This is a genomic window from Paraburkholderia susongensis (genome assembly GCF_900177725.1).
GTDB lineage: Bacteria > Pseudomonadota > Gammaproteobacteria > Burkholderiales > Burkholderiaceae > Paraburkholderia > Paraburkholderia susongensis.
The window spans coordinates 88726-112391 of the sequence record NZ_FXAT01000008.1 but is presented as its reverse complement, the minus strand read 5'-3'; the positions used below and the strand labels follow the sequence as shown (position 1 = coordinate 112391).

Sequence of the window (23666 nt, the reverse complement as noted above, 5' to 3'; positions counted from 1 at the left end):
GCTGTCCGCCTCTACGCGCGCTGCGACACGGGTTCCGCAAAACGCGCCATATAGGACCGCCGTTTTGCATGCAACAACCGCGCCTACGGATCAGTTTTCGCCCGACTTCAAGGTTGCTGTTTCAAACCCCGCGCGGCACGCGAAACGTCTGACGAAACGGCAATCGTTCCGGTCAATGACCGCTCGCGGGACGAATGCCTTGTCAGATCCTGAACTGAGGCGACGGATCCAGGAAAAACAGCGTCCCGCAAAGGCTGACGGTGAGGCTCGACCTTCACGCGCTCTGCTACAGGCACAGCGTCCTGGATACTCCGTTTGCGGCCAAGCGGAAAACACGAGGAATCGACGCTCGGCCTCTACGCTGATTTGACGCTGTCCGCAGCACGCAAGCTCGCCGTCGAGAAGCACGTCGAAGTCCACAAGAGCAACCACCCGGCGACCGGGAAGCACAAGCATAACGCCCCGGCCAAACTGGACGCTCCGCCGAATCGTTGCCGATTACCGTGAAAAGGTGCTCGCGAATCTGGCAACGAGTACGCAGTGCAGCGACGATCGAAACCTGAAGCGAGCCGGGAATGTACTCGGTGCGATGCATGAATATGCCCTAACCCCACGGGGCTTCGTAGAGTTGGCAGGCTGACGTGAGGTGCTGGTCTTATGTGTAGTTATCCTGACGTGTTGGCGCACCGGGAAAATCCCGCGCTGAGCTTGTCACATCAGAGCCGCGAGCAATCAGCCCCTGCGGAATTCAACCGCTTGATCGTTCACGTCAACGGATCATCTTCTTCGCTTTATAAGTTCAGTTTGGTTTTCGATCAAATTAAGATCGATTTGACTCAGGGAATCGACGACCGGATCATGTTTTCAAGCATCTGATCTCAACCAGCACACAACGGTTTCACTTTCCACAGAGAGAGTTTTCCCCTATGAGTACCTCTGCAACGCAGGTCATCGACTGCAGCGCACTGTATCAGCGCGCCGAAGCCGATCGCATCGCACCATCGATGTACTACGATCCCGCCTTGTTCGAAGCCGAACTCCAGAAAATCTTTTACAAGACATGGGTTTGCATTGCTCACGAAAGCGAGTTGCCGAATCCCGGCGACTTCGTCACGGCCATGATCGGCCGGCAGCCCGTCATCGTCGCACGCGACAAGGATCGCATCGTGCATGTGATGGAAAACCGTTGCCGTCATCGCGGTGCGACAGTATGCGAAGAACACAGGGGCAACGCGAAGGGCTTTGTCTGCCCTTATCACAGTTGGAGTTACGGGCTGGACGGTTCGTTACGCGCGCTGCCGTATGGCGACGGTTATGAGGGCATCGTCGAAAAAAGCGATTTACCACTGGTCAATCTGAAAACCTCGAGCTACCAGGGGCTGATCTTCGCGAGTTTCAATCACGACGTGGAGCCGCTCGAAGACTTCCTGGGGGGAGCCAAGCCGTGGATCGATCTGTTCATGAAACAGGGAGCGGGCTTTCCGATCAAGACGACGGGCGCGCACAAGTTCAGGTTCAAGGGCAACTGGAAGATTCAGGTCGAGAATACGACGGACCTGTATCACTTCCCGGTCGTCCATAAGTCGTGGCTAAAATCGATCGACGAAGAAACGCACAAGATCGTGACGAGTTTCATGGACAACGACAAGGCATTCGTTCGTGGCCTCGGCAACGGCCACAGCATCGCCGTACTGATGCCCGAGTTGATCGATCTCGATCAGGACAACGGTGATCCTCTGCCTACGCGCTTTAACGCACTCATCGAGGAGTTGTTGAAAACGTATAGCCCGGAGCAAACGCGCCGTATCGTACGTTCGCTATTCGGTGTCGGGTTCAATGTGAATCTGTTTCCCAATCTTGCACTCTCGATGGCCTTCATCCGTGTGCTACGTCCTGTCTCCGTCGAGGAGACAGAGGTCAGCCAGATATCCATCGGCATGGACGGCGGTCCCGAAGCCGCGAACCGTGAGCGCATGCGTATTCATGAGCACTTCCAGGGTCCGTTCGGCTTCGGCAGTCCGGACGATACCGAAGCCTGGGAACGCGTGCAGCGCGGCTCGCATGCGGGCCCCGACATACCGATCCTGGTCAACCGCGGCATGAATCGCGAACGCACTTCGGACAATGGAGAAAAGACCGCGCATTCGACTGACGAAACCGGTATGCGTGAACTTTATGCGATGTGGCGAAAAATGATGGAGCAAGAATAAATGACAACGCTCGAAACGACTCCGACCACACATCTGCTGGCCGCTGCGGCGGAACTGATCTGGCGCGAGGCGCGCCTGCTGGACGACAAGGCATACACGGAGTGGCTGACACTGTGGGGCAACGAAGGGTTCTACACCGTGCCGATCGATCCCAAAACGACCGATTTTGCCGCAACGCTCAACTATATCTACGACAACGCCAAGATGCGGCGACTTCGCGTCGAGCGGATGAGTGGCGGGCACTCCGCAGCGGCAAGCGTTGCGGCGCGTACCGTGCGCACGGTATCGCGCTTCACGCTCGAGGCAGTGGAAGAGACAGTCGTCACCGTGCGCTCCGCGCAGGTGATCGTGGCGTGCAAGCGTGGAGTCAATACCGTCTTTGCCACCGATCTCACGCATCGGCTCGACCTCGGTGCGCAACCGCGCATCCTCGACAAGACTGCGCGCCTGGTCAATTCGGTCGATGTACTGGACGCAATAGGCTTTCTACTCTGACACTCAGTTCTCCATGCCCATACTGCAAATCGTTCGTGAACCGCGTGCGGACGCCTGTGTTGAGCAATCCCACGCTCGGAGTACATGACATGAATGAGTTCATCACACGATTCGTACTAGGAGAACCCGGTCGCACGATTGCCATCAAGGATTCCATCGACATTGCCGGCTTTCCGACCACGGCTGCAAGTCACGCATTCGCGAACGCTCCGCCCGCCGGCAAGCATGCGGAAATCGTCGCGCGCCTGCTTTCGGCAGGCTGGCAAATCGTCGGCAAAGCCAACATGCACGAACTCGCCTATGGCATGACGGGGATCAACGACTACACCGGCACGCCGACCAATCCGCAAGCGGCTGAACGCGTGCCCGGCGGGTCGTCGAGCGGATCCGCCGCGCTGGTCGGAGCGGGTTTGGCCGATGCGGCTTTGGGTACGGATACGGGCGGCTCGATTCGAGCGCCCGCGGCATGCTGCGGCGTAATCGGCTTGAAGCCCACCTTCGGACGCGTGAGCCGTGCCGGCGTCTGGCCCACGCAATCCACGCTGGATTGCGTGGGTCCACTCGCCGACAGGATGAGCGTGCTTGTCGAGGTGATGAGCGCAATCGCCCCCGATTTCGATATTGCAGGCTCGCATTCAGGCAATGAAACCGGGAAGCATCGGCCGTATCGAATAGGCCGGCTCAAGGGGCTTGCCGAACCCGCGATCGAAGCTGCAATCACCGAGGCCGTCTCGCGAGCCGGCATTCAATGCGTGGACGTCGAGTTGCCGATGATGCGCGACGCGTTCGACGCCGGCCTGACGATAATCGACCACGAGATGTTCACCTCGTGCAGACACTTGCTAGGACGCGGCGTGCTCGGCACGAATATCGAAACGCGTCTGGTACGAGGCGGCGAAATCACCGGCGAGGCACTTGAACGAGCGGAATCGGTACGTGAGCGCTTCACCTCGCAAGTGGACATGCTGCTCGCTCCTGACGATGGTCTGGACGTGCTCGTCTTGCCGACGATGCCGACGTTTCCGCCTACGATCAGCGCGGTGCGCGCCGGCGCTCCCGCCATCGGCATCACCTCGCTTATTCGACCGTTCAACCTGTCAGGCCATCCCGCCTTGTCCTTGCCGATTCCAGTGGATGATTGGCCGCTGCGCGCCGGACTGCAGATCGTCGGCCGCCGCTACGACGATGAAACCGTCTGCGCCGTTGCCATGCTACTCGAACGTGCCGCGGATTCCTGCCACGCCAGGCTAAGTTGAAGAAGCACCTGAATCAGAAAAACTCGATCATTCAAAGCCATTTTTTCGGATTTGACGTACTCGAACGATACATAGCCACTCGGTATCATGCGCGGCTCTCGGACTCAAGCCCGAGGTCACAATACTTCTCACTTTTGCGATCAATCATATGGCATCCGTGCAACCTTCGGCCGCAGAAAACGCCCCGTCCATGGTCAAAGACAAGACACTCACCCGAATCGTCGTTGCCTCGGTCGTGGGCAACGCAATGGAATGGTACGATTTTTTTGTCTACGGCACGGCAGCCGCATTGGTTTTTGGTCAACTCTTTTTTCCTCCTAATGCCGATCCCCTGGTGGGAACACTCAGTTCATTCGGAGCGTTTGCAATAGGCTTCGTCGCGAGACCACTTGGCGGCGCGCTATTCGGACACATTGGCGACCGCTTCAGTCGCAAGACGTCGCTGGTCTGGACCCTCCTAATCATGGGCATGGCGACATTCGCCATCGGCCTGTTGCCGACTTACGCGCAAGTGGGACTATGGTCACCCGTTCTGCTCGTCGCGTTGCGGTTGCTGCAAGGCATCGCGTCGGGAGGCGAATGGGGCGGCGGCGTACTGATGCTCAGCGAAAACGCTCCCGAGGAAAAACGCGGTTACTACGCGGCATGGAGTCAATTGGGCGTTGGCGGCGGCTTCGTGTTGTCGTCCGGCGCATTCCTCGCGGCGCAAACGATCCCCCATGAACAATTCCTCGCTTGGGGCTGGCGGCTGCCCTTCCTTGCGAGCCTGATCATCTTCGCAGTGGGCGTCTATATCCGTACTCATCTGCCGGAAAGCCGCGAGTTCAAACACATGGAACAACAGGGCAAGACGTCGCATATGCCCGTTCTGGACGCGATCAAACGGCATCCGAAAGAAATCCTGATTTCGATAGGCCTGCGTATCGCCGAAAGCGGCGGAGCCTATATCTTCCTGGCGTTTTCTCTCGTCTACGGCAAGCACATCGGCATTCCCGCCTCGACGATGCTCTTTGGCGTCACGATCGCCATGTTGGTCGAAATGCCGGCAATGCTCATGTGGGGCCGTCTTTCGGACCATTTCGGCCGCCGCCGGATTTATATGATCGGCGCGACCTCTCTTCTTTTACTGGCATTCCCGATCTTCTGGGCAATCAACACACAGTCGACGCCGCTCATCTATCTCGCGCTGGTGTTTGGCACTGCGATAAGCCACGCCGCCATGATCGGAACGCAGCCCGCTCTTGTCAGTGAGTTGTTCAGTACTGAAGTGCGTTATTCGGGCGTAGCTCTCGGGCACGAAATCTCGTCGATATTCGCGGGCGGAATGTCGCCGTTGATCGCCACTGCGCTGCTCATGCATTTCAGTGCATATTGGCCGGTGTCCGTATTTCTTATTCTGATGGCGTTGATTACCCTCATTACGCTGCAGTTCACACGCGAGACTCGCGTGCGCACCTGAATACCCGTGGACCGAAACGGCTGAACCGGGTTCCGGTCCTGTGGTGGCTCACGTTGTTGCGGTTCACGTGAGCCTCACGTGAGCTTTCTGCCGAACCGGCTGAGTCGACAACGGACTAGCCGAACGAATTCACCGTTTCAGCGAGTAGATTTCGCATCCACACCATGCCGTCCTCACCGTCGAAGTGTTCGTGCCAGTGTATGGCGACCGAGGCCAACGGCAACTGTACCGGCAACTCGTAGATCTGGAATGTGTCGGCCTTGTTCAGGATGTACGCAAGACGCTTGGGTACAGTCGCATATAGATCGGTCACCATCAGGACGTTGGGCAACGCAAAGAAGTACGGCACTTCAAGCGCGATATCGCGGCCCACACCGTGTACACGTAGCGCGTCATCCAGCGCGTAATGGCTGTGTTCGAGCGAGTGCACCTTGACGTGCGATGCCTCGACGAACTGCTTCAGGCTTATCTTGCTGCCGGCGGGCAACCCGGGCCGGCGACGAGTCATGCAGACATAATCTTCCTCGAGCAAGACCTGATGCCGCGTGCGTGACATCAGCTCCGGTAGATTGCCGATCGCGAAGTCGAGCGTGCTGGAGCGCAACGCGTCCGCAATTTCGTTGACCGGCAGCGGCTGCACACGCAACTTGATGCGCGGTGCCCGCTCGCTCAGTGCCTTGCAAATAGCCGGCAGAAACGCCACCACACCCGCGTCGGACAACGATAGTCGGAATGTACGTGTACTCACCAGCGGATCGAATGATTCGGCATAATGCAACGCCTCGCGCATGGTATCGAGCGCGCGGCCCACGATCGCCGCGAGTTCGAGTGCGATCGGTGTCGGTTGCATGCCGGCGTGTGTGCGAATGAACAGTTGATCGTCGAACAGCGTTCGCAACCTGCTGAGCGAATAGCTCACCGCAGGCTGCGACAGCGCGAGACGCTCGCTGGCTCGCGTCAGGCTGCGCTCCTCGACGATGGCATGAAAGACTCTCAGAAGATTGAGATCGATATGATCGAGCGAAACCATTTTCTTACCTCTAACTTGTATGCTGATTGACAAGCCTATCCCGGGTTCAATTGCGTATCGCGCTCGATGAGGCCGCACAGCAACGACGATATCCAGGCAATGCCCGGATCAGAGGCGAAACGTTTATGGGTATATACGCCTACATCGATCGACGGCATCTCGATCGGCAGAGGCATCAGCTTGAACGTTCTGTTCCGGTTCATCGCCTGCGCGACAGTACGCGGAATGATGAGCGCGAGATCGGTGCGCAACACGACATGCGGAGCGGCGGTGAAATGCGGCAGCTTGAGCGTTACGTTGCGCCGCACGCCGGCCCTGCGCAGTGCCGCTTCGGCAAGATTGTGCCCGGTCGCGTCGGTTTCCGCGTAGATATACTGAAGCGCGTTCAGATCCGCCACCGTGAGTTCGTTCCCACCGAACGGATGTTCCTCGCGGAGCATGCAGACAAACTCGTCTTCCATGAGCATCGAGCTCACGCACTCGTCGCTCAGTCCCGGGAGATAACCGAACCCGATATCCACTTCGCCGCCTCGCATCGCCGCACCGAGATCGGCGATCGGCATCTGGCGGATTTCGATGCGCACATGGGGTGCGAGACACGTGAGCTTCTCCATCAGGACAGGCAGCACATACTGCTCAGCCACGTCCGACATGGAGAGGTAAAACGTCCTTGTTGCGGCCGAAGGGTCGAAATTGGAGTGCTGTTGCAACGCATCGTGAATCACGCCGAGTGCGTGGTCGATCGGGCCGTGAAGCCGCGCCGCCGCTTCCGTCGGCACCATTTCGATCGATGTGCGCACAAACAGCGGGTCGTCGAAAATCTCGCGCAGGCGTCGCAGCGCATGACTGACGGCGGGTTGGCTCAGGTGCAGCCGGTCAGCCGCTGCGGTCAGGCTGCGCAACTCCCAGATCGCCAGAAACGTCTTGAGGAGATTGAGGTCGACGCTCGCCATGTTGACATGCTTCATGAGCCTCGATACCTCAGGTTCTCGAAGGGGTTCATCGAGTCGTTCCTTTGCCGCTTGTCGAGAAAGCCTCCACCGATTGCGCCAGCATGGATCTTCAATACCGCAAGCGTGCTCGCGACGGCCGCCAGGCTAGTCATTGAACACTCAACCGTTTCACACCGATAACCACGGCGCTGCAATCGAAAAAGTTTCCTTCTCCCTATTAGTGCCATTTATAGTGAGCCGAGCTTTTTTTTCTGATCGACATTCTTCGCATTTATCCGTGCGAAGCGCTTAACGTATTCGGAGCAGAACCTGACGAAAGCGGTGCATCCTGGGTCTCCTTTGCACTCGCCACCCTCTATGGAAATTTGATGGATCTTCTGGCTACGAGTGTAGCATGGGTCGGTCTGACGGCGAGCGTGCCCGCTAATGATTTCGTATTCGGCCTGCTGGAGTTCTCCCGCTTTCTCCATTGCCGCGCGACCATAAGCGCGACGAATACGGCACATTTCATAAATGAATTGGATCGGCTTTGACGACGGTCTTAAAATGAGTACGAACATTCCGCTTTCGGAACAACAACGCCTTCGCAGTACTAGAACCCATTTTAAATGCAGCGCGTGCAGGGTTCGAATAAGGTCTGCTCACTTTAATGAGGCATTTCCGCACGCGGTTCAGTACACCAACTCGATGTTGCCAACCCTTTCAATCGGGTTCGACCCAATAGGGAGCTACCACTTAATGGAAAACGAATCGTTGCTCAAGGAACTGCAGGCACTGAAGGAATCCGTGCGCGAGTTGCGGGCCGAAGCGGATATCCGCCGCATCATGGCGCGTTACATGTTGCTTTGCGACATACCGTTGCCGGAACAGGGACTCGATATGGCCGGCCGGATTAGCGAGATCGTCGGCCTGTTCAGCAAGGATGCGTGCTGGGAAGGCGTGGGTGTGTATTACGACAATCAATTCGGCGCAAGTTTCGGGCACGAGCAGATCGCCCGTCATTTCGAGCGCTTCTTCCAGCCGAAAGATCCGGCCATGATCTTCAATTGCCACTATCTGACGTGTGAACAGATTCACGTGCATGGCGATACCGCTGATGGGCAATGGGTGCATTTCCAGCCGTGGATTTTCGACGATGGCTCGTCGGTGCTCCGCTCCAGCCGGCTCAACAACATGTTCCGGTGCGTGGACGAGGTGTGGAAGATAGCGCGATACCGTTCGGAAAATCTGTTCGCCGCACCTCTGCCGAGCAACTGGGCAACCAACGTTCCCGCGACGTCCGTGCTAATGAAGCCGTAGCGCCGCCACGGCCTTTGATGGAAACCGTCTCGGGAACGCGGACGCACAGCACGGCGGGGCCACACGCGATCAATGCCCAGAACGCGACGTTCATGACGGCCGCCCTTCAGTCGTGGGTCCGGAATTGCCCATACTGACATGCCCTCCAGCGGCTACTATTCAGATTCCTGAAACAGTGCGCGCGTAGTGGTATGGTCATGTCCGCGCATTCGCGAGATGCGGGGCGCACCTGGCTTAACGTCATCGGTCAGTCTGGAAATCATGTCCAACGCGTATCAGCACAAACCACTCACGCCTTTTCGCCGCGCGCTCGCGCGTTTTTCTCTTTCTGAAACCGCCAAGTACACGAAGCTGACGCTCGGTCTGTGGATCGGTTTCGGCATCCCCTATCTGCTCGGTTATCCAGACGCGGCCGTGCCGCTCGCCGGGTCGACGATGCTGACCCTGGCGCTTGGAAGCTCGATTTCAGCGGCCAGAAGCTACTTCTACAAGCGCGTTCTCTCCAACGTGGTGGCAATGCCGATCGGCACGCTCCTGATCTGGCTCACCGCGCCGCATCTGTGGCTCGGCGCGGCGCTGCTGCCGCTCGTGATCTTCAGCATCGTCGCGCTACGGCCGTCGCTGTTCCAGATGACGAGCATCACCGTGCCGATCACGCTCGTGCTCTATACCGGCGAACATATTCCGCTGCTCGAACAACGCCTGATCGGCGTCGTGCTCGGCATGCTCCTCGGCTTCCTGATCCAGCAGATCGCTTTTCCGCCCGATCACGGCTACTGGGCGAACACGCTCGTCAACGACGGCAACGAGCAGGCGAGCGGAATCGTCGCGCAACTGGCTGCGGGCAAGCTGGAAAAGTCGCAGATCAAGCCTGCCACTACGCAGTTGCGCACGGTGAGCACGAACCTCAAGCAGGCGCACCAGTTGCTGAAAGTCGACCTCGAGCAGGCATGGGTCTCGCCTCATCTGAAGCGCAACCAGGCGCGGCTGCCGGTATTCGCGTGCTATCAGGAGACCTTCGATACGCTCGTCAATTTTCTGGAGACCATGGACACGTTCCATGACCAGTTCGCCGCACTCGATGCCGCGTGGCGCGAGGCGTTTCTCGCACGGCTCGGCAAGCTCGCCGCCGTGCACCGGCAACTGGCCGAAGCGGCGGACCTGCGGGTCGAACGTCCGCCACTGGCCGCGCCGCCGCTGCAGATGGAAGATCTGCGTCAGTTGATCGAGGATCTGCCCGCGTTCAGCGTGTTTACGAGCGTGTACCTCGGGCATCTGACCGGCTACGGCATTCTGCTGTGCCGGCTGAGCGAACTGCATACCGCGTGAGCAAAGCGCCGCTCGTTGAGCGGCTCATTGCACGGTGATCGTCTCCCTCATATTCGGATGGATACCGCAAAACACCTTGTACACGCCCGGTTTGTCGAATTTGAACTGATACGTATCGTTCTGATCGAGCGCTGCGGAGCGGAACATGCCGGCGTCGTTGACGACGGTATGCGGCTCGCCGTCGAGGTTCTTCCACGTCACCGTCGAGCCGACCTTGATGGTCAGCGCCATCGGCGTGAACATGAAGTTCTTGATGACCACGGCGTTGGGGGCTTGCGATTGCGCGTGCTCCGGTGCGTGCATCGGCATTTGAGCTTGAACCTGAGCTTGCTCCCGCGCCGGCGTTTGCGCCGCGCTCAGCCCCACCGCTGCCGCGAAAATCACGAGGCCGCCGGGCAGAGTGAGAAGCGCACGAACCACTGAATTCGTTTGCATGATTGATCTCCTGAGCGTGAAAAGGCGGGCGTCACGCCAGCGTCGCGTCGTCGAGCGTCGCCTTGAGCGGATGGCGCGCGATGCTGACGCTCGTGACGCCAAGCATCTTCGGCAACTGGTCGCTCGCGACCTTCAGCGGCCCCGGGCCGTCGCCGTTGCCGGCGCTTGGCTGCGGATACGCGGTCGAGCGCGCGGTGTGGAACGTGACATTGCCCTCGACCTTCGACACGATCTGATGGATGTGCCCGTTGAGCACCGTCACCGAGCCGAAGCGCTTCAGGTAGCTCATGGCCTGCCCCGCATCCCCGGTGCCCCAACCCCAGGGCGCGTAGATCGTCCACATCGGCATGTGCGCGAACACGACGACCGGCGTGCTCGACGAGCGTCCCTTGAGATCGTTTTCGAGCCACTCGAGCTGCTCGTCGCCAAAACCGCCGAGGCCGTTCGGCTTGAAATGCATCACGTTGACGAGGCCGACGAAATGCACGCCCTGATGATCGAAGCTGTAATAGCCGCGGTTGTCCGATGCCTTGCCGAAGCGGTTGAAGTATTCAGCGCCTGGGCCGTCCGTCACGTCGTGTTCGCCCGGCACCGTGTGCAGCTCGGTAATGCTGAGCCCCGACAGCAGTTGCGCCGCGAGATCGAACTCCGCGGGTTTGGACAGATGGGTGATGTCGCCGGTGTGAATCGCGAGCGCGGGCTTCGCGGGCATCGCGTTGACGAAGTCGATCGTCTGCTTCAGCGTGCCCGCGACATCGGGATTGGCCTCCTTGTTGAAGCCGATATGCGTGTCGCTGATCTGCAGAAACAGCGGCACGCCGGCCGTGGATGACGCGGTTTTCGTGCCCGCGGCAAGCGCGAGTTCGACCGGCGTGAGCACGCCGCCCGACAGCATGAAAACGGTGCCGAGTCCGCCGAACGCAAGACACTTCAGCGCGCCGCGACGCGCCGGATCGAATGAAGGATGTGACGACATGATGACCTCACGATAAGGGCTCGCAGCAGCGGCCGCGGGAGCGTCCCGCGGCTCTTGCGGCCCGGTTCATGAGGCATGACTGGCGTTGTGCGGGTTTTATTCCCGCGTTGGGTCGTGTATGTCGCCGTGGCGGGTATATCTCGTCGTGGGGATGGCGACGCCGGGCGCAATGTGTATGCGAATCGAAAGGCGCGTGATTGGCCCGTGTGTCATGGCGTGAGGCGTCGCGCGCGTACGCGATTCACCTGCAGCCCGGAGACTTCGTGCCATGCTGCAGTGCGAATACGATAATCCCCGCGACACACCACGCGCTACCGCAGCAGATGCGCGCAGATCGGCACGCCGCTCAGGCGCGCGGCCCACGACGCGGACCCGGCGTTGGCCTCGGCGAACTGGTCGGCCGCCATCGCGGACGCCCCGGCCGCGCCGATCGCGACAGCCACGAACGCCAAGCGGCGCAGCCGTCCCGCGAACGTCGTCGAGAGGCCGCGCCAGGCGGCCAGCAGGGTCATCGTCAGCACAACGATGGTGCAGCACATGATCCGCTCCTCACGCGTGCGCCGCGGCCGGTTCCAGGCGCGCGGGAAACGGTTCGCGCCACGCCTCGAAAGCGTTCAACTGATCGTGCCAGCGCCGTACCTCCGGGAATTCGTCGAGCGGCATCGCCGAGCTTTGCGCGTACGGCAACGTGACGCCGACCGAGAAATCCGCAACCGACAGATCGTTGCCGAGCAGCCATTTGCGCCCCTTCAGATGCTGATCGAGCACGGCCGCATGCTTGCGGAAGAACCCCTGGGCCTCGGCAACCTTCGCTTGGTCGGGAGCGCCGAGACCGATCCACGGCTTGATCAGGTGTTCGAAGTAAAGCGAGGCCGCGTGCCGGTACAGATGCTGGCTATTCCAGCTCATCCAGCGCACGACCTCGACCTGCCGCTGCGCATCGCGCGGCCAGAGCCCCGATTCCGCGCGCTGCGCGAGATGGCAGACGATCGCGTCGGCCTCCCAGAGCTTGCGCTCGCCGTCGACGAGGCTCGGCACCTTGCCGTTCGGATTGATCGCGAGATAGTCGGGCTTCATCTGCTCGCCTTGACTTAGATCGACGAACACGTAGTCGATCGGCAAATCCAGGTAGCCAGCCACCGCGCACGCTTTGCGGGGAGCGAGGGTTTCAGCGTAATAGAGCTTCATGTTCGACCTTGGTGTGAGTTGATAGGATTCCGAAGTAATGCAGCAGCGATTCCGTTCCGGCTTCGATGACCCGCTCCAGTGCGCCGCTTCAGTGGCCGGGTTCAGTGAGTCACTCCGGTGGCCCACTCCAGTGGGCCACTTCAGTGAGCCACCTCAATGACCTGCTTCAGCGAACCTCGTTCGCCAGCTCGTCCATCAGCCGTTCGAGCTTCTCGAACGAGCCGGTCCAGCCGATCTGGTGGCCGTCGCGTGCGGCTTCGTCGAAGAACTGCGAGTGAGTGAAATTCAGCTCGGTGCCCTCCTCGATCTCCCGCAGCACGATCGTGACGAGCGAGCGCCTCTCGGGCATCGTGACCCACTGCCACGTGAACACCAGCTTGCGATCGGGTTCGACCTCCTGATATTCGCCACGGCAGTCGTGCGTCTCGCCGTTCAACGTCTGGAATACCACGCGAAAGCGCCCGCCCACGCGCGGATCGGCCTCGGCGCTGAGTACCGGGCCGCCGTCGGGCCCCCACCAACGCACCATCAGGTCGGGACGCGTCCATGCCGCGTATACCCTCGCCGGCGGCGCCTTCAGGCGCCGCACGATCGTCAGGCTGGGCTTCTCTTTCATCATTCGGTTTCCCCTTCGACAAAATCGGCAAACCGGTCGAGACTCGCGGACCAGAAACGCTCATAGCGCCTGAGCCACGCCATCGCCTCTTCCATCGGACCGGCAACGAGTTCGACCGACACGGTTCGCCCGCTCTTCGCGCGGGAGATCAGGCCGGCATCGCTGAGCACGTCGAGATGCTTCATGACCGCCGGCAGCTTCAGCGGCAGCGGACGCGCGATTTCCGTGATCGACAGGCCGGGCTCGCGTTCGAGACGTGCGAGGATGGCCCGCCGCGTGGGATCCACGAGCGCGGCAAACGTACGATCGAGTTGACTGACTGGACACTTCACCATGTGGTGAACTATAGACGCTCACGGCGCGGCGTCAAGGTTTTTGTCGAACAGGTTCGCAATGCCGTTCGATCCGTTACCGTCCCGAAGGCCGCGCGGCGAAGGTCTTCTCACGCAACGGCCTGAAAAACCGGCGAATCTCGGCCGCGAGCAAAGCGGGTTTCTCCATCGCCGCGAAATGGCCGCCGCTGGGCATCTCGCTCCATTGCACGACGTTGCATGTCCGCTCGAGCCAGCTACGCGGCGGATGATTGATCTCCTTCGGAAACACCGCAAAACCAACCGGCGGCGTGAGGCGCTGGCCGCCGGAAAAATTCATCGGCTGCAGGCGGTTTTCCCAGTACATCTGCATGGCCGGGCCGATGCACTGCGTGAACCAGTAGAGCGAGATATTGGTGAGCAGCTCGTCTTTCGAAAACACGTTCTCGATGTCGCCGCCGCAATCGCTCCATGCGCGAAACTTTTCGCCGATCCACGCGGCGAGGCCCATCGGTGAATCGTTGAGCGACGCGGCCACGGTCAGCGGCTTCGTGGCGTGTAAATGCGCGTAACCGCCTTCGAGCGCGCCCCATTCGTTCTTCTCGCGCAGATAGTTTTCCTCGGCCTGCGTGAGCGGTTGCGCAGCCGCGCCGATCGCCGGTTCGTATGAACTCGGCAGAAAGTTGAGATGAACGCCGTCGACCGCCTGCGAATGATGCGCGGCCAGCGCGAGCGACACACCCGCGCCGAGATCGCCGCCCTGCGCGCCGAACCGCTCGTAGCCGAGCCCGCGCATCAGCGAGGCCCATAGATCGGCCACCTGAAACGCCGAGGTGCCCGGTTGCGTGGGCGCCGGAGAAAACGCGAAACCGGGCAGCGACGGCGCCACCACATCGAACGCATCGGCGGGATCCGCGCCGAACGCGGCCGGGTCGCACAACTGGTCGATGAGTGCGCGGAACTCGAAGAACGAGCCGGGCCAGCCATGCGTGATGACAAGCGGATAAGGCCGCGGCGCGTGCTCGGACCCGCGCTCGAAACCCACCCCACGCCGATGCACGAAGTGCACGGTCTGTCCGTTCACCTCGGCGAGAAATTGCGGCATCTGGTTCAGCTTGCGTTCGGCCGCGCGCCAGTCGAAGTGTTCGGCCCAATACGTCGCGAGTTCGCGCAGCCATGCCGGGTCGGCGCCCTGCCGCCAAGCAGGCGCGGGCGTGGCCGGCGCCCAGCGGGTCGCGCGGATGCGGCCGCGTAAATCGTCGATGTCCTCGTCAGCAATCGCAATCTCAAACGGTTCTATCTGCATGGCGGTTGTCCTGCATCGGTATGGTGGAAACGCATGCCGCGTGCGCGGCGACGCGCGGGTGATCGTTGGGGTGATAGTCAAGGTAATAGACATCGCCATCGTACGCGCGCCGGACGAAAGCCGGATAATGAGCGTCTTCATCTAACCCAATCACACACGAATCCCACACGATTCATCCACCGATCCAGAGGAGATTGACCCGATGTCCGCTTACGAATCCAAAGTGCCGCGAGTGCTGCTGACGAACGACGACGGTATCGACGCGCCCGGCCTCGCCGTGCTCGAAGCCGTGGCCGCCGAGCTCGCACACGAAGTCTGGGTGGTCGCGCCCGAGCACGATCAAAGCGGTACGTCGCATTCGATCAGCCTGCATTCGCCGTTGCGCGTGAGCCGCCAGGGCGAGCGCCGTTTCGGCGTGACGGGCACGCCCGGCGATTGCGTCGTGATGGGCGTGCGTCATCTGATGCGCGAGGCGCCGCCCACGCTCGTGCTCTCGGGCGTCAATCGCGGCGGCAATCTCGGCGTCGAAACGATGTTCTCGGGCACGGTCGGCGCGGCGATGACCGGCCTGCTGCTCGGGTTGCCGTCGTTCGCGTTGAGCCAGACCTTCCGCGATCGCGAACGCGTGCGCTGGGATACGGCGCGTACGCTCGCGCCCGGCGTGATCCGCCAGTTGCTCGCCATCGAACACAGCACCCCGACCTGCCTGAACATCAATTTCCCCGATGTCGATGCGGCCGATGCCGGTCCGCTCACGCCGACCCGGCAGGGCGTCGGGCTCGTCGAAGATATCGACGTGCTGCCGCAGGTCGACCCGCGCGGCATGGCGTATCACTGGCTGCGCTTTCAGCGCGGCGCGCGCGCGAACGATCCGGACAGCGAAACGGCGGTGGTCGCGGCAGGCCGTGTGTCGGTCACGCCGCTCGCTTTCGATCGCACCGACGAAGCCACGTTCGCACGGCTCGCCGTATCGTTGCGCTGAATTTTTTCAGGGACGCGGCGTGATAGTGAGAGACCGCACGCCGCGCGGCCGATCAACTCACCGGCGAAAGTGCTAACGCAGCGGATGCAATCCGCGAACGACGGCGCCCGCTACACGAGCGGCCCTTCTTCCGGCTTGCGCCGCCGCATCGCGACCACAATCGAGCTGCCGACGATCAACGCGATGCCGAGCAGCGATATCGCGCCGATCGTCTCGCCCCACACGACATAGCCGAACAACGCGGCCCAGACGATGCTCGTGTAGTTGTACGGCGCGAGCGCGCCGGCATCGGCCTCGCGGAACGCCATCGTCATCAGCAGTTGCCCCGCGGTTGCAAACGCGCCGAGCAGCGCCATGATCGCGAGTGCGTCGAACGACGGCGTGCGCCACGCGAAAAGCAGCGAAGCGCCCATCACGATCGTGCCGACCATCGTGAAGTACAGCACGGTCGTGCCCGAATCGTCGCTCGCGCGAATGCGCTTGATCTGGATGATCGAGAGCGCGCCGCACAATGCGCTCGATATCAGCAGCACGGGGCCGATCCAGCTCGAATGCGTGCCATCCGGGCGCACCACGAAAAGCACGCCGGCAAAGCCGACCGCCGCGGCCAACGCATCGCGCGGCTTGAGCGTTTCCTTCAGCAGCAACGGCGCAAGCACGATGACGAGCAAGGTCTCCGAATAGACGATCGCCACCGCTTCGCTGAGCGGCATATACGGCAGACCCGCGAAGAACAGCCCCGACGCGCCGAGCAGCGTAAGCGCGCGCAGCGTCTGCCCGCGCACGTCGAGTTGCCGCAAACGCGCGGCGAGCGGCTTGCCGCGCATGCACATCGCCACCGCCGGAAACAGCCCGAACAGCATGCGGAAAAACGTCACTTCGTTGGCCGGATAAGCGAGCGCGAGCGATTTCGCCAATGCGTCGACGAGCGCAAAGCAGAACATCGAAACGAGGATCAGCGCAACGCTGCGTAGCGGCACGGCGCCCGGACGGACGGCGACAACAGGCGGCATGGGTTTTCCTGTGAGCGGCACGGCAATGCGCCGAGTCGTGTGTCGAGCCATCGCGCGCGAACCTGCCGCGCGCCTGCGACGGAAACCCGATTATGCCCGCCGCCTCCGCAGACACGGTGGCCTCTGTCGCGATAAACCCGATAAGCGACCCGATAAGCAACCTGATACGCAACCCAGTGCGCAATTCAAAGCGCATTGCCGCTTTGCCGCGTCCCCTCGCGCGCTTAACCCGTTGACCCCTAATCTGACAATTAAGGGTATTCACTGATACTAGGTGTCTCAACTAATAATATTATTCATACCTATTTCTGCATCCTTACGGCATCGCTTACAGAGCGATCAACCGTATGCATATTTAATAATAATTATGACCATCAATTAAGCGGGGACCTCAGGAGATAAAGGTGCGCAATTACTTTGTGCTGGCGACGACACTCGCCATGCTGAGCGCGTGCGGTGGCAACGACGGTTCGCCGAGTGCCTCCGCTTCCGCGAACAAACAAGCCGCCGCGGTCAATGCGGTCGACGCCACCGCGGCGTCCTCGGCTTCGGCGGCCGCCGCAGCTTCGGCCGACGCGGCCGATGTGCAAAAAGAATTCAAGGCAGCTAAAACGATTCCGCTCGGGATGAAGACGACCACGCCCCCGCTCGTGATCGCCGACCCGACCCTCAACCTCGTGTCCTACACGCCGCCCGCACCGCCCGCGCCGGTCTCGACGACCACGCTCTCATTCGGCGATTTCACGAGCTACCTCGCGCCGGGATCGACCGACACGTGGCGCGCGGGCGCGAGTCCATCGACGATCACGATCGACGCGCCGCCCACCAACGGCACCGGCGCCGGCGACAAGACCGTCGCGCTCGCCAGCACCTACGCCACGGCCTCGTACGAAGCGGACGTGACGGTCACCGCGCCGGTCGGCACGGGCGCGGCGAACGCGGGCTTCATCGTGCGCACGACGAACCCGAGCGCGGGCGGCCCGGACAGCCTGACCGGCTACTTCATCGGCCTCGACACGGGCAGCCACTCGCTCGTGGTAGGCCGACAGAACAACAGCTGGACCAATTTCATCCAGTATCCGGTCGCCTCGGTCGTCGGCGGCAGCACGCATCACCTGAAGGTCACGACGAGCGGCACCGCGATCACGGTCGACCTCGACGGCCAGCGCATCGTCAGTGTGAACGATGCGACCAACGCGCTGCCCACGGTGTTCCAGTCGGGCAGCTTCGGGCTGCGGCGCTTCGGTGTCGGCGCGACGTTCAGCAACATCACGATCCACACTTATCCGACCGTGACCTCGCCGAGCTACGATTTCTCGAAAGTGGTCGGCGCGGTCTACACCCCGTCGAATGCGGTCAACGCGATCGACTTCTGGGAGAACTACGATCCCGAGATCGTCAACCGCGAATTGACCTACGCGCAAACGTACGGCATGAACACGATCGCGGTGTACCTGCACTACCTCGTGTGGGCCAACGATCGTGTGGCATTCCTGAGCAAGTTCGAGAACCTGCTGAAGATCGCCGCGCGCCACGGCATCAAGGTCTCGCCGATCTTCTACGACGACTGCTGGAACGCGAACCCGCAATACGGCCCGCAGGCCGCGCCGATCTGGGGCGTGCATAACAGCCGGTGGGTGCAGTCGCCGGGCACGCCCGTCGAGCAGGCGTACTTCCAGCCGAGCGCGTCGAACGCCGCGGTCACCTACAAGCAGAACCTCGCGAGCTACATCACCGACTTCGTCGCGCCGCATCGCAACGACCCGCGCATCATCTTCTGGGAGACGATGAACGAGCCCGGCTGTAGCGGCAACGGCGCGCTGCAGAACACGCGCGCGGTGCTGATGAACGACGCGCGCATCGCGATCCTCAACGCGGGCGCGACGCAGCCGATCAACGCGCCGCAGGTGCAGGAAGACGAAGGCAGCTATTTTTCGGACTTCTACGCGTTCCATCCGTACGGCAATCCGTACACGGGCCCGGTCAACGGCAGCAACATCAGCGCGCTCAATTCGGAGACGCTGCAACGCGGCTTCCCGGGTACGACGGGACAGACGATGCCGGGCATCGTCGCGAACTACGGCGGCACGACGGGCTTTATCGTCTGGGAACTGATGATCGGCCGCACCAATACCCGCTTCCACTGGGGGCAGGTGCCCGATGCGCCCGCGACGGTCGAACCGGCGACGCCGTTCCAGGGGACGATCTACCCGGACGGCCATCCGTGGCAGACCTCGGAAACGCAGGCGCTGACAGGAGGCTTCGACGTGAAACTGCCGGTGCTGCAGGTCGCGTACTACAACGACCCGACGTTCGCGAGCGCGCCCGTCAAGACCTCGATCACACCGCTGATCGACTTCGATCTGAACACCGAGCGCGGCACCGATTCACCTGACGCCTCCGCCGGCGTCAACGCAACGAACTACGGCGTGCGCTGGAGCGGTGCGATCAAGGCGACCCAGGACGGCACCTACACGTTCTCGATCGACAGCGACAACGTCGCGCGCCTGTGGATCAACGGCGTGAAGGTGATCGACAAGAAGAGCGCGACGCAGGGCACCGCAAGCGGCAAGATCTGGCTCGCCGCGAAGCAGCGCGCGTCGATCAAGGTCGAGTATGTGCACGGCACGGGGGCGGCGAGCATGCATCTGCTGTGGTCGAACCCGAGTGCGAGCAACCCGGGCGTGCTGAAGATCGTGCCGTCGGATTCGCTCGTGACGTCGAGCTGAGGGGATGTGATGGCAACCGGCCGGTTGCGGTGAGATTGAACTCGCTGCACCGGCACAAAAAAACGCGGCGCACGGAAAATCCGCTGCGCCGCGTTTTTCATGCGGGGCTTCGTGCCACCGCGTCAATCGCCCGTATTACCTGACTTACCTGACCGTGAGAATCGACGCATCAAGAAACAACGCTAAAAGGCACGCAAAAAAATCCACTCAAGACCACATCCAAAGTCGCATTAACTCGCATAAATTTCCGGGTTATCCGCAAGCGACAGAAACTCACCGCTCTTGCCGTCGAGCGCGAGCATTTCCGCGCTTTCGATGTTGAAGATCCAGCCGTGCAGCCGCAGCGTTTTATTCGCGAGTCCGACCGCCACCGGCGGATGCGTGCGGATGTTGGCAAGCTGCGCGATCACGTTGTCCTTGACGAGCGCCTCGAGGCGCTCGGTGTCCGAGCAGTAATGGCGCGAGGCATTGATCGCCTTGGCCGCATCCGCGTGACGCAGCCAGTTCGCGACCGCCGGCATATGTTCGAGGTTCGTGCAGGTCGAGATCGCCGTCATCGCGCCGCAGTTCGAGTGCCCGCAGATCACGATGTCGCGCACGCCGAGCACCGCCACCGCATACTCGACCGTGGCCGATACGCCGCCCGGCTCCGGGCCGTACGACGGCACGATATTGCCTGCGTTGCGGATCACGAAGAGCGAGCCCGGTTCGGTCTGCGTGAGCAGTTCCGGCACGACGCGGCTATCCGAACAGGTCACGAAAAGCGTGCTGGGATTCTGCGCTGTCGACAAACGCTTGAACAGCGCACTCTGCTGCGGAAAGACCTCGCGTTGAAAGCGGATCAAACCTTCGATGATTTCCTGCACGATTTTCTCCAGAGTCTCGAAGAGACAGATGACTGATTGCCGCGACCGCGACTATACCGCAGCCGCCCGTCAGCCGCGCGAACCGCCGTGCTAATCGGCGCGCTACCGGCGTACCTTCACGCGGCCCTGAGCGGCACACGCGATGCGCCTCGATGCGTCATTCGCCGTCGCGGCTCCGGTTAAAACCGGCGTTTCAAACCTTGTCGAAATCTCCGCTCTCGAGTTCCACGGACCGGCCGCCGTTCCTTTCGAGCACGCGCCGCGTGGCATTTTCGATGCGCGCGCGATTCGCCTCGAAGGTCCCCACCAGATCATGGGCCGACGGGCCGCCGTTGCCGAAATGGTCGTTCAGCGCGTCCAGCGATACGCTGCACCATACGTCCGCCCCATCCACATTGGCCTCGAAGGCGACGCGCGCGGCAGCTATCACTTCCCGGCGTCCGGTGAATTCGATCCTCATAATCGTCCTCCATGTGTCGAAAGGGAATCCTGAACGCGCAACGCCCGTGTCAACCAGTCAAACCGGCCAAACCGCCACGCCCCGGACGGGCCGTCCGGGGCGAACCGGCGTGGCGCGCCTGCGGCCGGATTGCGGGCACGCATTCTCCGCAAGGTGCATACTCCACAGCGGCTGCCTCACGCGGCCGCGCCGATGCGCCGCGGCAAACCTCCTTCGAACCGCCGCGCGCGCCCAACATACCGATACTACGCCTTCATGTCCCGCAGCCTTCAATCTTCACGTCCTCTTGTCATCGCCGCCGTGATGGCCTCGATGGCGATGGTCGCCATCGAGGCCACCATCGTCTCCACCGCGATGCCGCAGATCGTCTCGCAACTCGGCGACCTGCATCTCTATAGCTGGGTATTCTCGTCGTTCCTGCTCACGCAGACCGCGATGACCGTGATTTTCGGCAAGCTCGCCGACCTCTACGGACGCAAGCCCGTGATACTCGTCGGCATCGCGATCTTCCTCGCCGGCTCGGTGCTCGCGGGCTTTGCCTGGTCGATGCCAGCGATGATCGTGTTCCGCCTGATCCAGGGTGTCGGCGCGGGCGCGATCCAACCGGTCACGCTGACCATCGTCGCCGATCTCTACCCCGCGCGCGAACGCGGCAAGGTGCAAGGCTATCTCGCGAGCGTGTGGGCGATTTCGGCGGTGGTCGGGCCGATGGTCGGCGGCTTCATCATTCACAACCTGTCGTGGGCGTGGATCTTCTGGATGAACGTGCCGATCGGCCTCGCGTCGGCGGCGGGCTTCATCGCGTTCCTGCGTGAAGCGGAGCGGCATGCGCGCCCGTCGATCGACTTCAGCGGCGCCGCGCTCTTCATGGCCGCGATCGCCGCGCTGATGATGGCGCTGACCTACGCGGGCGACAACGCCCTCACGCAGGCCTCGCTCGCGGGCGGCGCCTTCGTGCTGTGCGTGTTCCTCTTCGTACTGCAGGAGCGCCGCGCGGCCGAGCCGATGATTTCGTTCGCACTGTGGAGCCGCCGGCCGATCGCCGCGTGCAATAGCTCGACCGTGCTCGCCGGCATGATCCTGATGGGCGCGACCACGTTCCTGCCGATGTACGTGCAGGGCGTGCTGCATCGTTCGCCGGTCGTGGCCGGCCTCGCGCTCACGATGATGATGGTCGGCTGGCCCACCGGCGCGACGCTCGCGGCGAAGTCGTTCCATCGCATCGGCCTGCGGCGCATCCTGATCGGCGGCAGCGCGTTCGTGCCGCTCGGCGCGGTGCTGCTGCTGTTTCTCTCGCCGGGCGCTTCGCCGCTCGTCGCCGCGTTCGCCTCGCTGGTGATGGGCTTCGGCATGGGCACGTCGAGCGTCAGCTCGCTCGTGCTGATCCAGGAGATCGTCGGGATGGAAGAGCGCGGCAGCGCCACCGCATCGAACCTGTTCTCGCGCAACCTCGGCAGCACGCTCGGTGCGACGCTGTTCGGCGCGGTGCTCAACTTCGGGCTCAGTCATTCGACGGGTGTCGCCGTGGTCACGTCGGACCAGTTGAAGGCGCTGCTGCAGAACCAGGCGGCCGATCTCGGCAACAGCGACCTGATCCGCCTCGTGCTGCATCAGTCGCTGCATCTGACGTTCGTGTCGATCTTCGTGATCGCGCTCTTCGTGGTCGCGCTGCTCTCGCTCGTGCCGGCGATCAGGATCGGCGGCGAAAAGCCAGTGCCGCTCGAGGCATTGTCGCCGCTGGAGGATTGAGTCGGCGGCTGTCGGGGCGTCGAGCACCTTGCCCATGCAGGCGGCCAGCGCCCCGCTGCCGCTCACCCCGCGCCCTGCTCCATCAACAACTCGATGCCATCGAGCCGCGCCGCGCAGGTATCGCGCACGATCCTCACGAAATCGTCGAAGTAAGGCCGGCTCGCGAAACCTTTCGCGACCACCGCATAAAGCTCGCTCCACAAGCCATGCGGGCCGACACGCTTGGCCTGCACGTAATCGTGATCGACGTAGTTTTTCACGCCCCAGTTCGGCAGCGCCGCGATGCCGCGGCGGCTCGCCACCAGTTGCATGATCGCGATGGTCAGCTCGGCCGTGCGCCGCTCGAGCCTGATGCCGGCCGGTTCGAGCACTTCACGGATCAGATCGATGCGCGCCTCGGGCACCGGATAGGTAATCAGCGTCTCGCCGCGCAGATCCTCGGGCCCGATGCGGCGCCTGTTGCGCAGCCGATGCTCGTTGGCGAGCACGACCAGAATCTCGAAGCGGAACAGCGGCGCGATATGCAGGTTGCGCCGCGTGACCGGCTTCGAGCCGATCACCATGTCGGCCTTGCCGTCGCTCAGCAAACGCAGCGGGTCCGCATGAAAGCCCGCGACGAGATCGACCTCGACCTCGGGCCAGCGGCGGCGGAATTCGTCCATGACCGGCATCAGCCAGTCGAAACAGGTGTGGCATTCGAGCACGATGCGCAATTCGCCGCGCGTGTCGCCCTTCAGACGCACGAGATCGCGCTCCGCCGTGCTCAGCGCGGCGGTCATCTCACGCGCGAGCGCGAGCAGCCGCTCGCCCGCCGCGGTGAACCGCAAGCCCTGGCGCGTGCGCTCGAACAGCGACACCTCGTAATGCGCTTCGATATCTCGAATCTGATGCGAGAGCGCCGACTGGCTCAGATGAACGCGCTCGGCGGCCGCGACGAGCTTGCCCGAATCGGCGATGGCGATAAGCGAGCGCAAATGGCGCAGCTCAAGCATGAGGGCGCCTCT

The 23666-nt window shown here is 61.9% G+C and carries 23 protein-coding genes; 10 read left to right on the top strand and 13 right to left on the bottom strand.

The annotated features are described in order from the left end of the window. Positions 1–315 precede the first annotated feature (315 nt). From B9Z01_RS36940 to B9Z01_RS22930, 5 genes are all read left to right on the top strand, one after another. Positions 316–507, top strand: a complete 192-nt coding sequence (locus B9Z01_RS36940) for a hypothetical protein (RefSeq protein WP_420814712.1) — start codon at positions 316–318, stop codon at positions 505–507. Positions 508–926: 419 nt separating this feature from the next. Then, positions 927–2210, top strand: coding sequence for an aromatic ring-hydroxylating oxygenase subunit alpha (locus B9Z01_RS22945; protein WP_085487255.1), 1284 nt, complete (start codon positions 927–929; stop codon positions 2208–2210). Beyond that, positions 2211–2705: an aromatic-ring-hydroxylating dioxygenase subunit beta gene (locus tag B9Z01_RS22940; RefSeq protein ID WP_085487254.1), complete on the top strand. Its 495-nt coding sequence runs from the start codon at positions 2211–2213 to the stop codon at positions 2703–2705. Positions 2706–2794: 89 nt separating this feature from the next. After that, positions 2795–3961: an amidase gene (locus B9Z01_RS22935; RefSeq protein ID WP_085487253.1), complete on the top strand. Its 1167-nt coding sequence runs from the start codon at positions 2795–2797 to the stop codon at positions 3959–3961. Positions 3962–4109: 148 nt separating this feature from the next. Further along, complete coding sequence (locus B9Z01_RS22930) at positions 4110–5420, top strand: MFS transporter (RefSeq protein WP_085487252.1); 1311 nt, start codon at positions 4110–4112, stop codon at positions 5418–5420. A gap of 115 nt (positions 5421–5535) precedes the next feature. Here the strand turns inward: B9Z01_RS22930 and B9Z01_RS22925 are convergent, their stop codons facing one another. Both B9Z01_RS22925 and B9Z01_RS22920 read right to left on the bottom strand, forming a co-directional pair. Beyond that, positions 5536–6450 carry a LysR family transcriptional regulator gene (locus tag B9Z01_RS22925; protein WP_085487251.1) on the bottom strand — a complete coding sequence of 305 codons (915 nt, stop codon included), beginning with the start codon at positions 6448–6450 and terminating at the stop codon, positions 5536–5538. A gap of 35 nt (positions 6451–6485) precedes the next feature. Next, positions 6486–7418 carry a LysR family transcriptional regulator gene (locus B9Z01_RS22920; RefSeq protein WP_085487250.1) on the bottom strand — a complete coding sequence of 311 codons (933 nt, stop codon included), beginning with the start codon at positions 7416–7418 and terminating at the stop codon, positions 6486–6488. Between the two features lie 672 nt (positions 7419–8090). On the opposite strand from B9Z01_RS22920, the gene B9Z01_RS22910 reads away from it, so the two are divergent. After that, complete coding sequence (locus B9Z01_RS22910) at positions 8091–8702, top strand: nuclear transport factor 2 family protein (protein WP_338047403.1); 612 nt, start codon at positions 8091–8093, stop codon at positions 8700–8702. 261 nt (positions 8703–8963) lie between these two features. Continuing rightward, the gene (locus B9Z01_RS22905; protein ID WP_085487247.1) at positions 8964–10031 is read left to right on the top strand and encodes an aromatic acid exporter family protein; all 1068 of its coding nucleotides are present in this window, start codon (positions 8964–8966) and stop codon (positions 10029–10031) included. 24 nt (positions 10032–10055) lie between these two features. On the opposite strand, the gene B9Z01_RS22900 is transcribed toward B9Z01_RS22905, so the two are convergent. The 7 genes from B9Z01_RS22900 to B9Z01_RS22870 all read right to left on the bottom strand — a co-directional run bounded on the left by B9Z01_RS22900 (position 10056) and on the right by B9Z01_RS22870 (position 14863). Next, positions 10056–10466, bottom strand: coding sequence for a cupredoxin domain-containing protein (locus B9Z01_RS22900; protein WP_167387556.1), 411 nt, complete (start codon positions 10464–10466; stop codon positions 10056–10058). 31 nt (positions 10467–10497) lie between these two features. After that, positions 10498–11442, bottom strand: coding sequence for a metallophosphoesterase family protein (locus B9Z01_RS22895; RefSeq protein ID WP_085487246.1), 945 nt, complete (start codon positions 11440–11442; stop codon positions 10498–10500). A 311-nt stretch (positions 11443–11753) separates the two neighbouring features. After that, positions 11754–11981 (bottom strand): hypothetical protein, encoded by a 228-nt coding sequence (locus B9Z01_RS22890; protein WP_085487245.1) that lies wholly within the window; start codon positions 11979–11981, stop codon positions 11754–11756. 10 nt (positions 11982–11991) lie between these two features. Next, entirely contained in the window at positions 11992–12630 is a 639-nt protein-coding gene (locus tag B9Z01_RS22885; protein ID WP_085487244.1) for a glutathione S-transferase family protein, read from the bottom strand. Between the two features lie 166 nt (positions 12631–12796). After that, a complete protein-coding gene (locus B9Z01_RS22880; RefSeq protein ID WP_085487243.1) occupies positions 12797–13246 on the bottom strand; it encodes an SRPBCC family protein in 450 nt (149 codons plus the stop codon). Continuing rightward, a complete protein-coding gene (locus B9Z01_RS22875; RefSeq protein WP_085487242.1) occupies positions 13246–13581 on the bottom strand; it encodes an ArsR/SmtB family transcription factor in 336 nt (111 codons plus the stop codon). Before B9Z01_RS22875 ends, B9Z01_RS22880 begins: the two co-directional genes overlap by 1 nt. 73 nt (positions 13582–13654) lie before the next feature. Further along, positions 13655–14863 (bottom strand): epoxide hydrolase family protein, encoded by a 1209-nt coding sequence (locus B9Z01_RS22870; RefSeq protein ID WP_085487241.1) that lies wholly within the window; start codon positions 14861–14863, stop codon positions 13655–13657. Between the two features lie 202 nt (positions 14864–15065). Between B9Z01_RS22870 and surE the strand changes: the two genes are divergently transcribed. Next, positions 15066–15845 carry a 5'/3'-nucleotidase SurE gene (gene surE, locus B9Z01_RS22865; RefSeq protein WP_085487240.1) on the top strand — a complete coding sequence of 260 codons (780 nt, stop codon included), beginning with the start codon at positions 15066–15068 and terminating at the stop codon, positions 15843–15845. 110 nt (positions 15846–15955) lie between these two features. Here the strand turns inward: surE and B9Z01_RS22860 are convergent, their stop codons facing one another. Further along, positions 15956–16858, bottom strand: a complete 903-nt coding sequence (locus B9Z01_RS22860) for a DMT family transporter (protein WP_085487239.1) — start codon at positions 16856–16858, stop codon at positions 15956–15958. 404 nt (positions 16859–17262) lie between these two features. Between B9Z01_RS22860 and B9Z01_RS22855 the strand changes: the two genes are divergently transcribed. Further along, positions 17263–19587, top strand: coding sequence for a PA14 domain-containing protein (locus tag B9Z01_RS22855; RefSeq protein WP_244196131.1), 2325 nt, complete (start codon positions 17263–17265; stop codon positions 19585–19587). Positions 19588–19817: 230 nt separating this feature from the next. On the opposite strand, the gene B9Z01_RS22850 is transcribed toward B9Z01_RS22855, so the two are convergent. Further along, positions 19818–20453, bottom strand: coding sequence for a carbonic anhydrase (locus tag B9Z01_RS22850; RefSeq protein WP_085487238.1), 636 nt, complete (start codon positions 20451–20453; stop codon positions 19818–19820). A gap of 193 nt (positions 20454–20646) precedes the next feature. After that, positions 20647–20913: a DUF1488 family protein gene (locus B9Z01_RS22845; RefSeq protein WP_085487237.1), complete on the bottom strand. Its 267-nt coding sequence runs from the start codon at positions 20911–20913 to the stop codon at positions 20647–20649. Positions 20914–21168: 255 nt separating this feature from the next. On the opposite strand from B9Z01_RS22845, the gene B9Z01_RS22840 reads away from it, so the two are divergent. Then, on the top strand, positions 21169–22662 hold the full coding sequence (locus tag B9Z01_RS22840; protein ID WP_085487236.1) for an MDR family MFS transporter: 1494 nt from the start codon (positions 21169–21171) through the stop codon (positions 22660–22662). Between the two features lie 62 nt (positions 22663–22724). On the opposite strand, the gene B9Z01_RS22835 is transcribed toward B9Z01_RS22840, so the two are convergent. Next, on the bottom strand, positions 22725–23654 hold the full coding sequence (locus tag B9Z01_RS22835) for a LysR family transcriptional regulator (protein ID WP_085487235.1): 930 nt from the start codon (positions 23652–23654) through the stop codon (positions 22725–22727). Positions 23655–23666 lie beyond the last annotated feature (12 nt).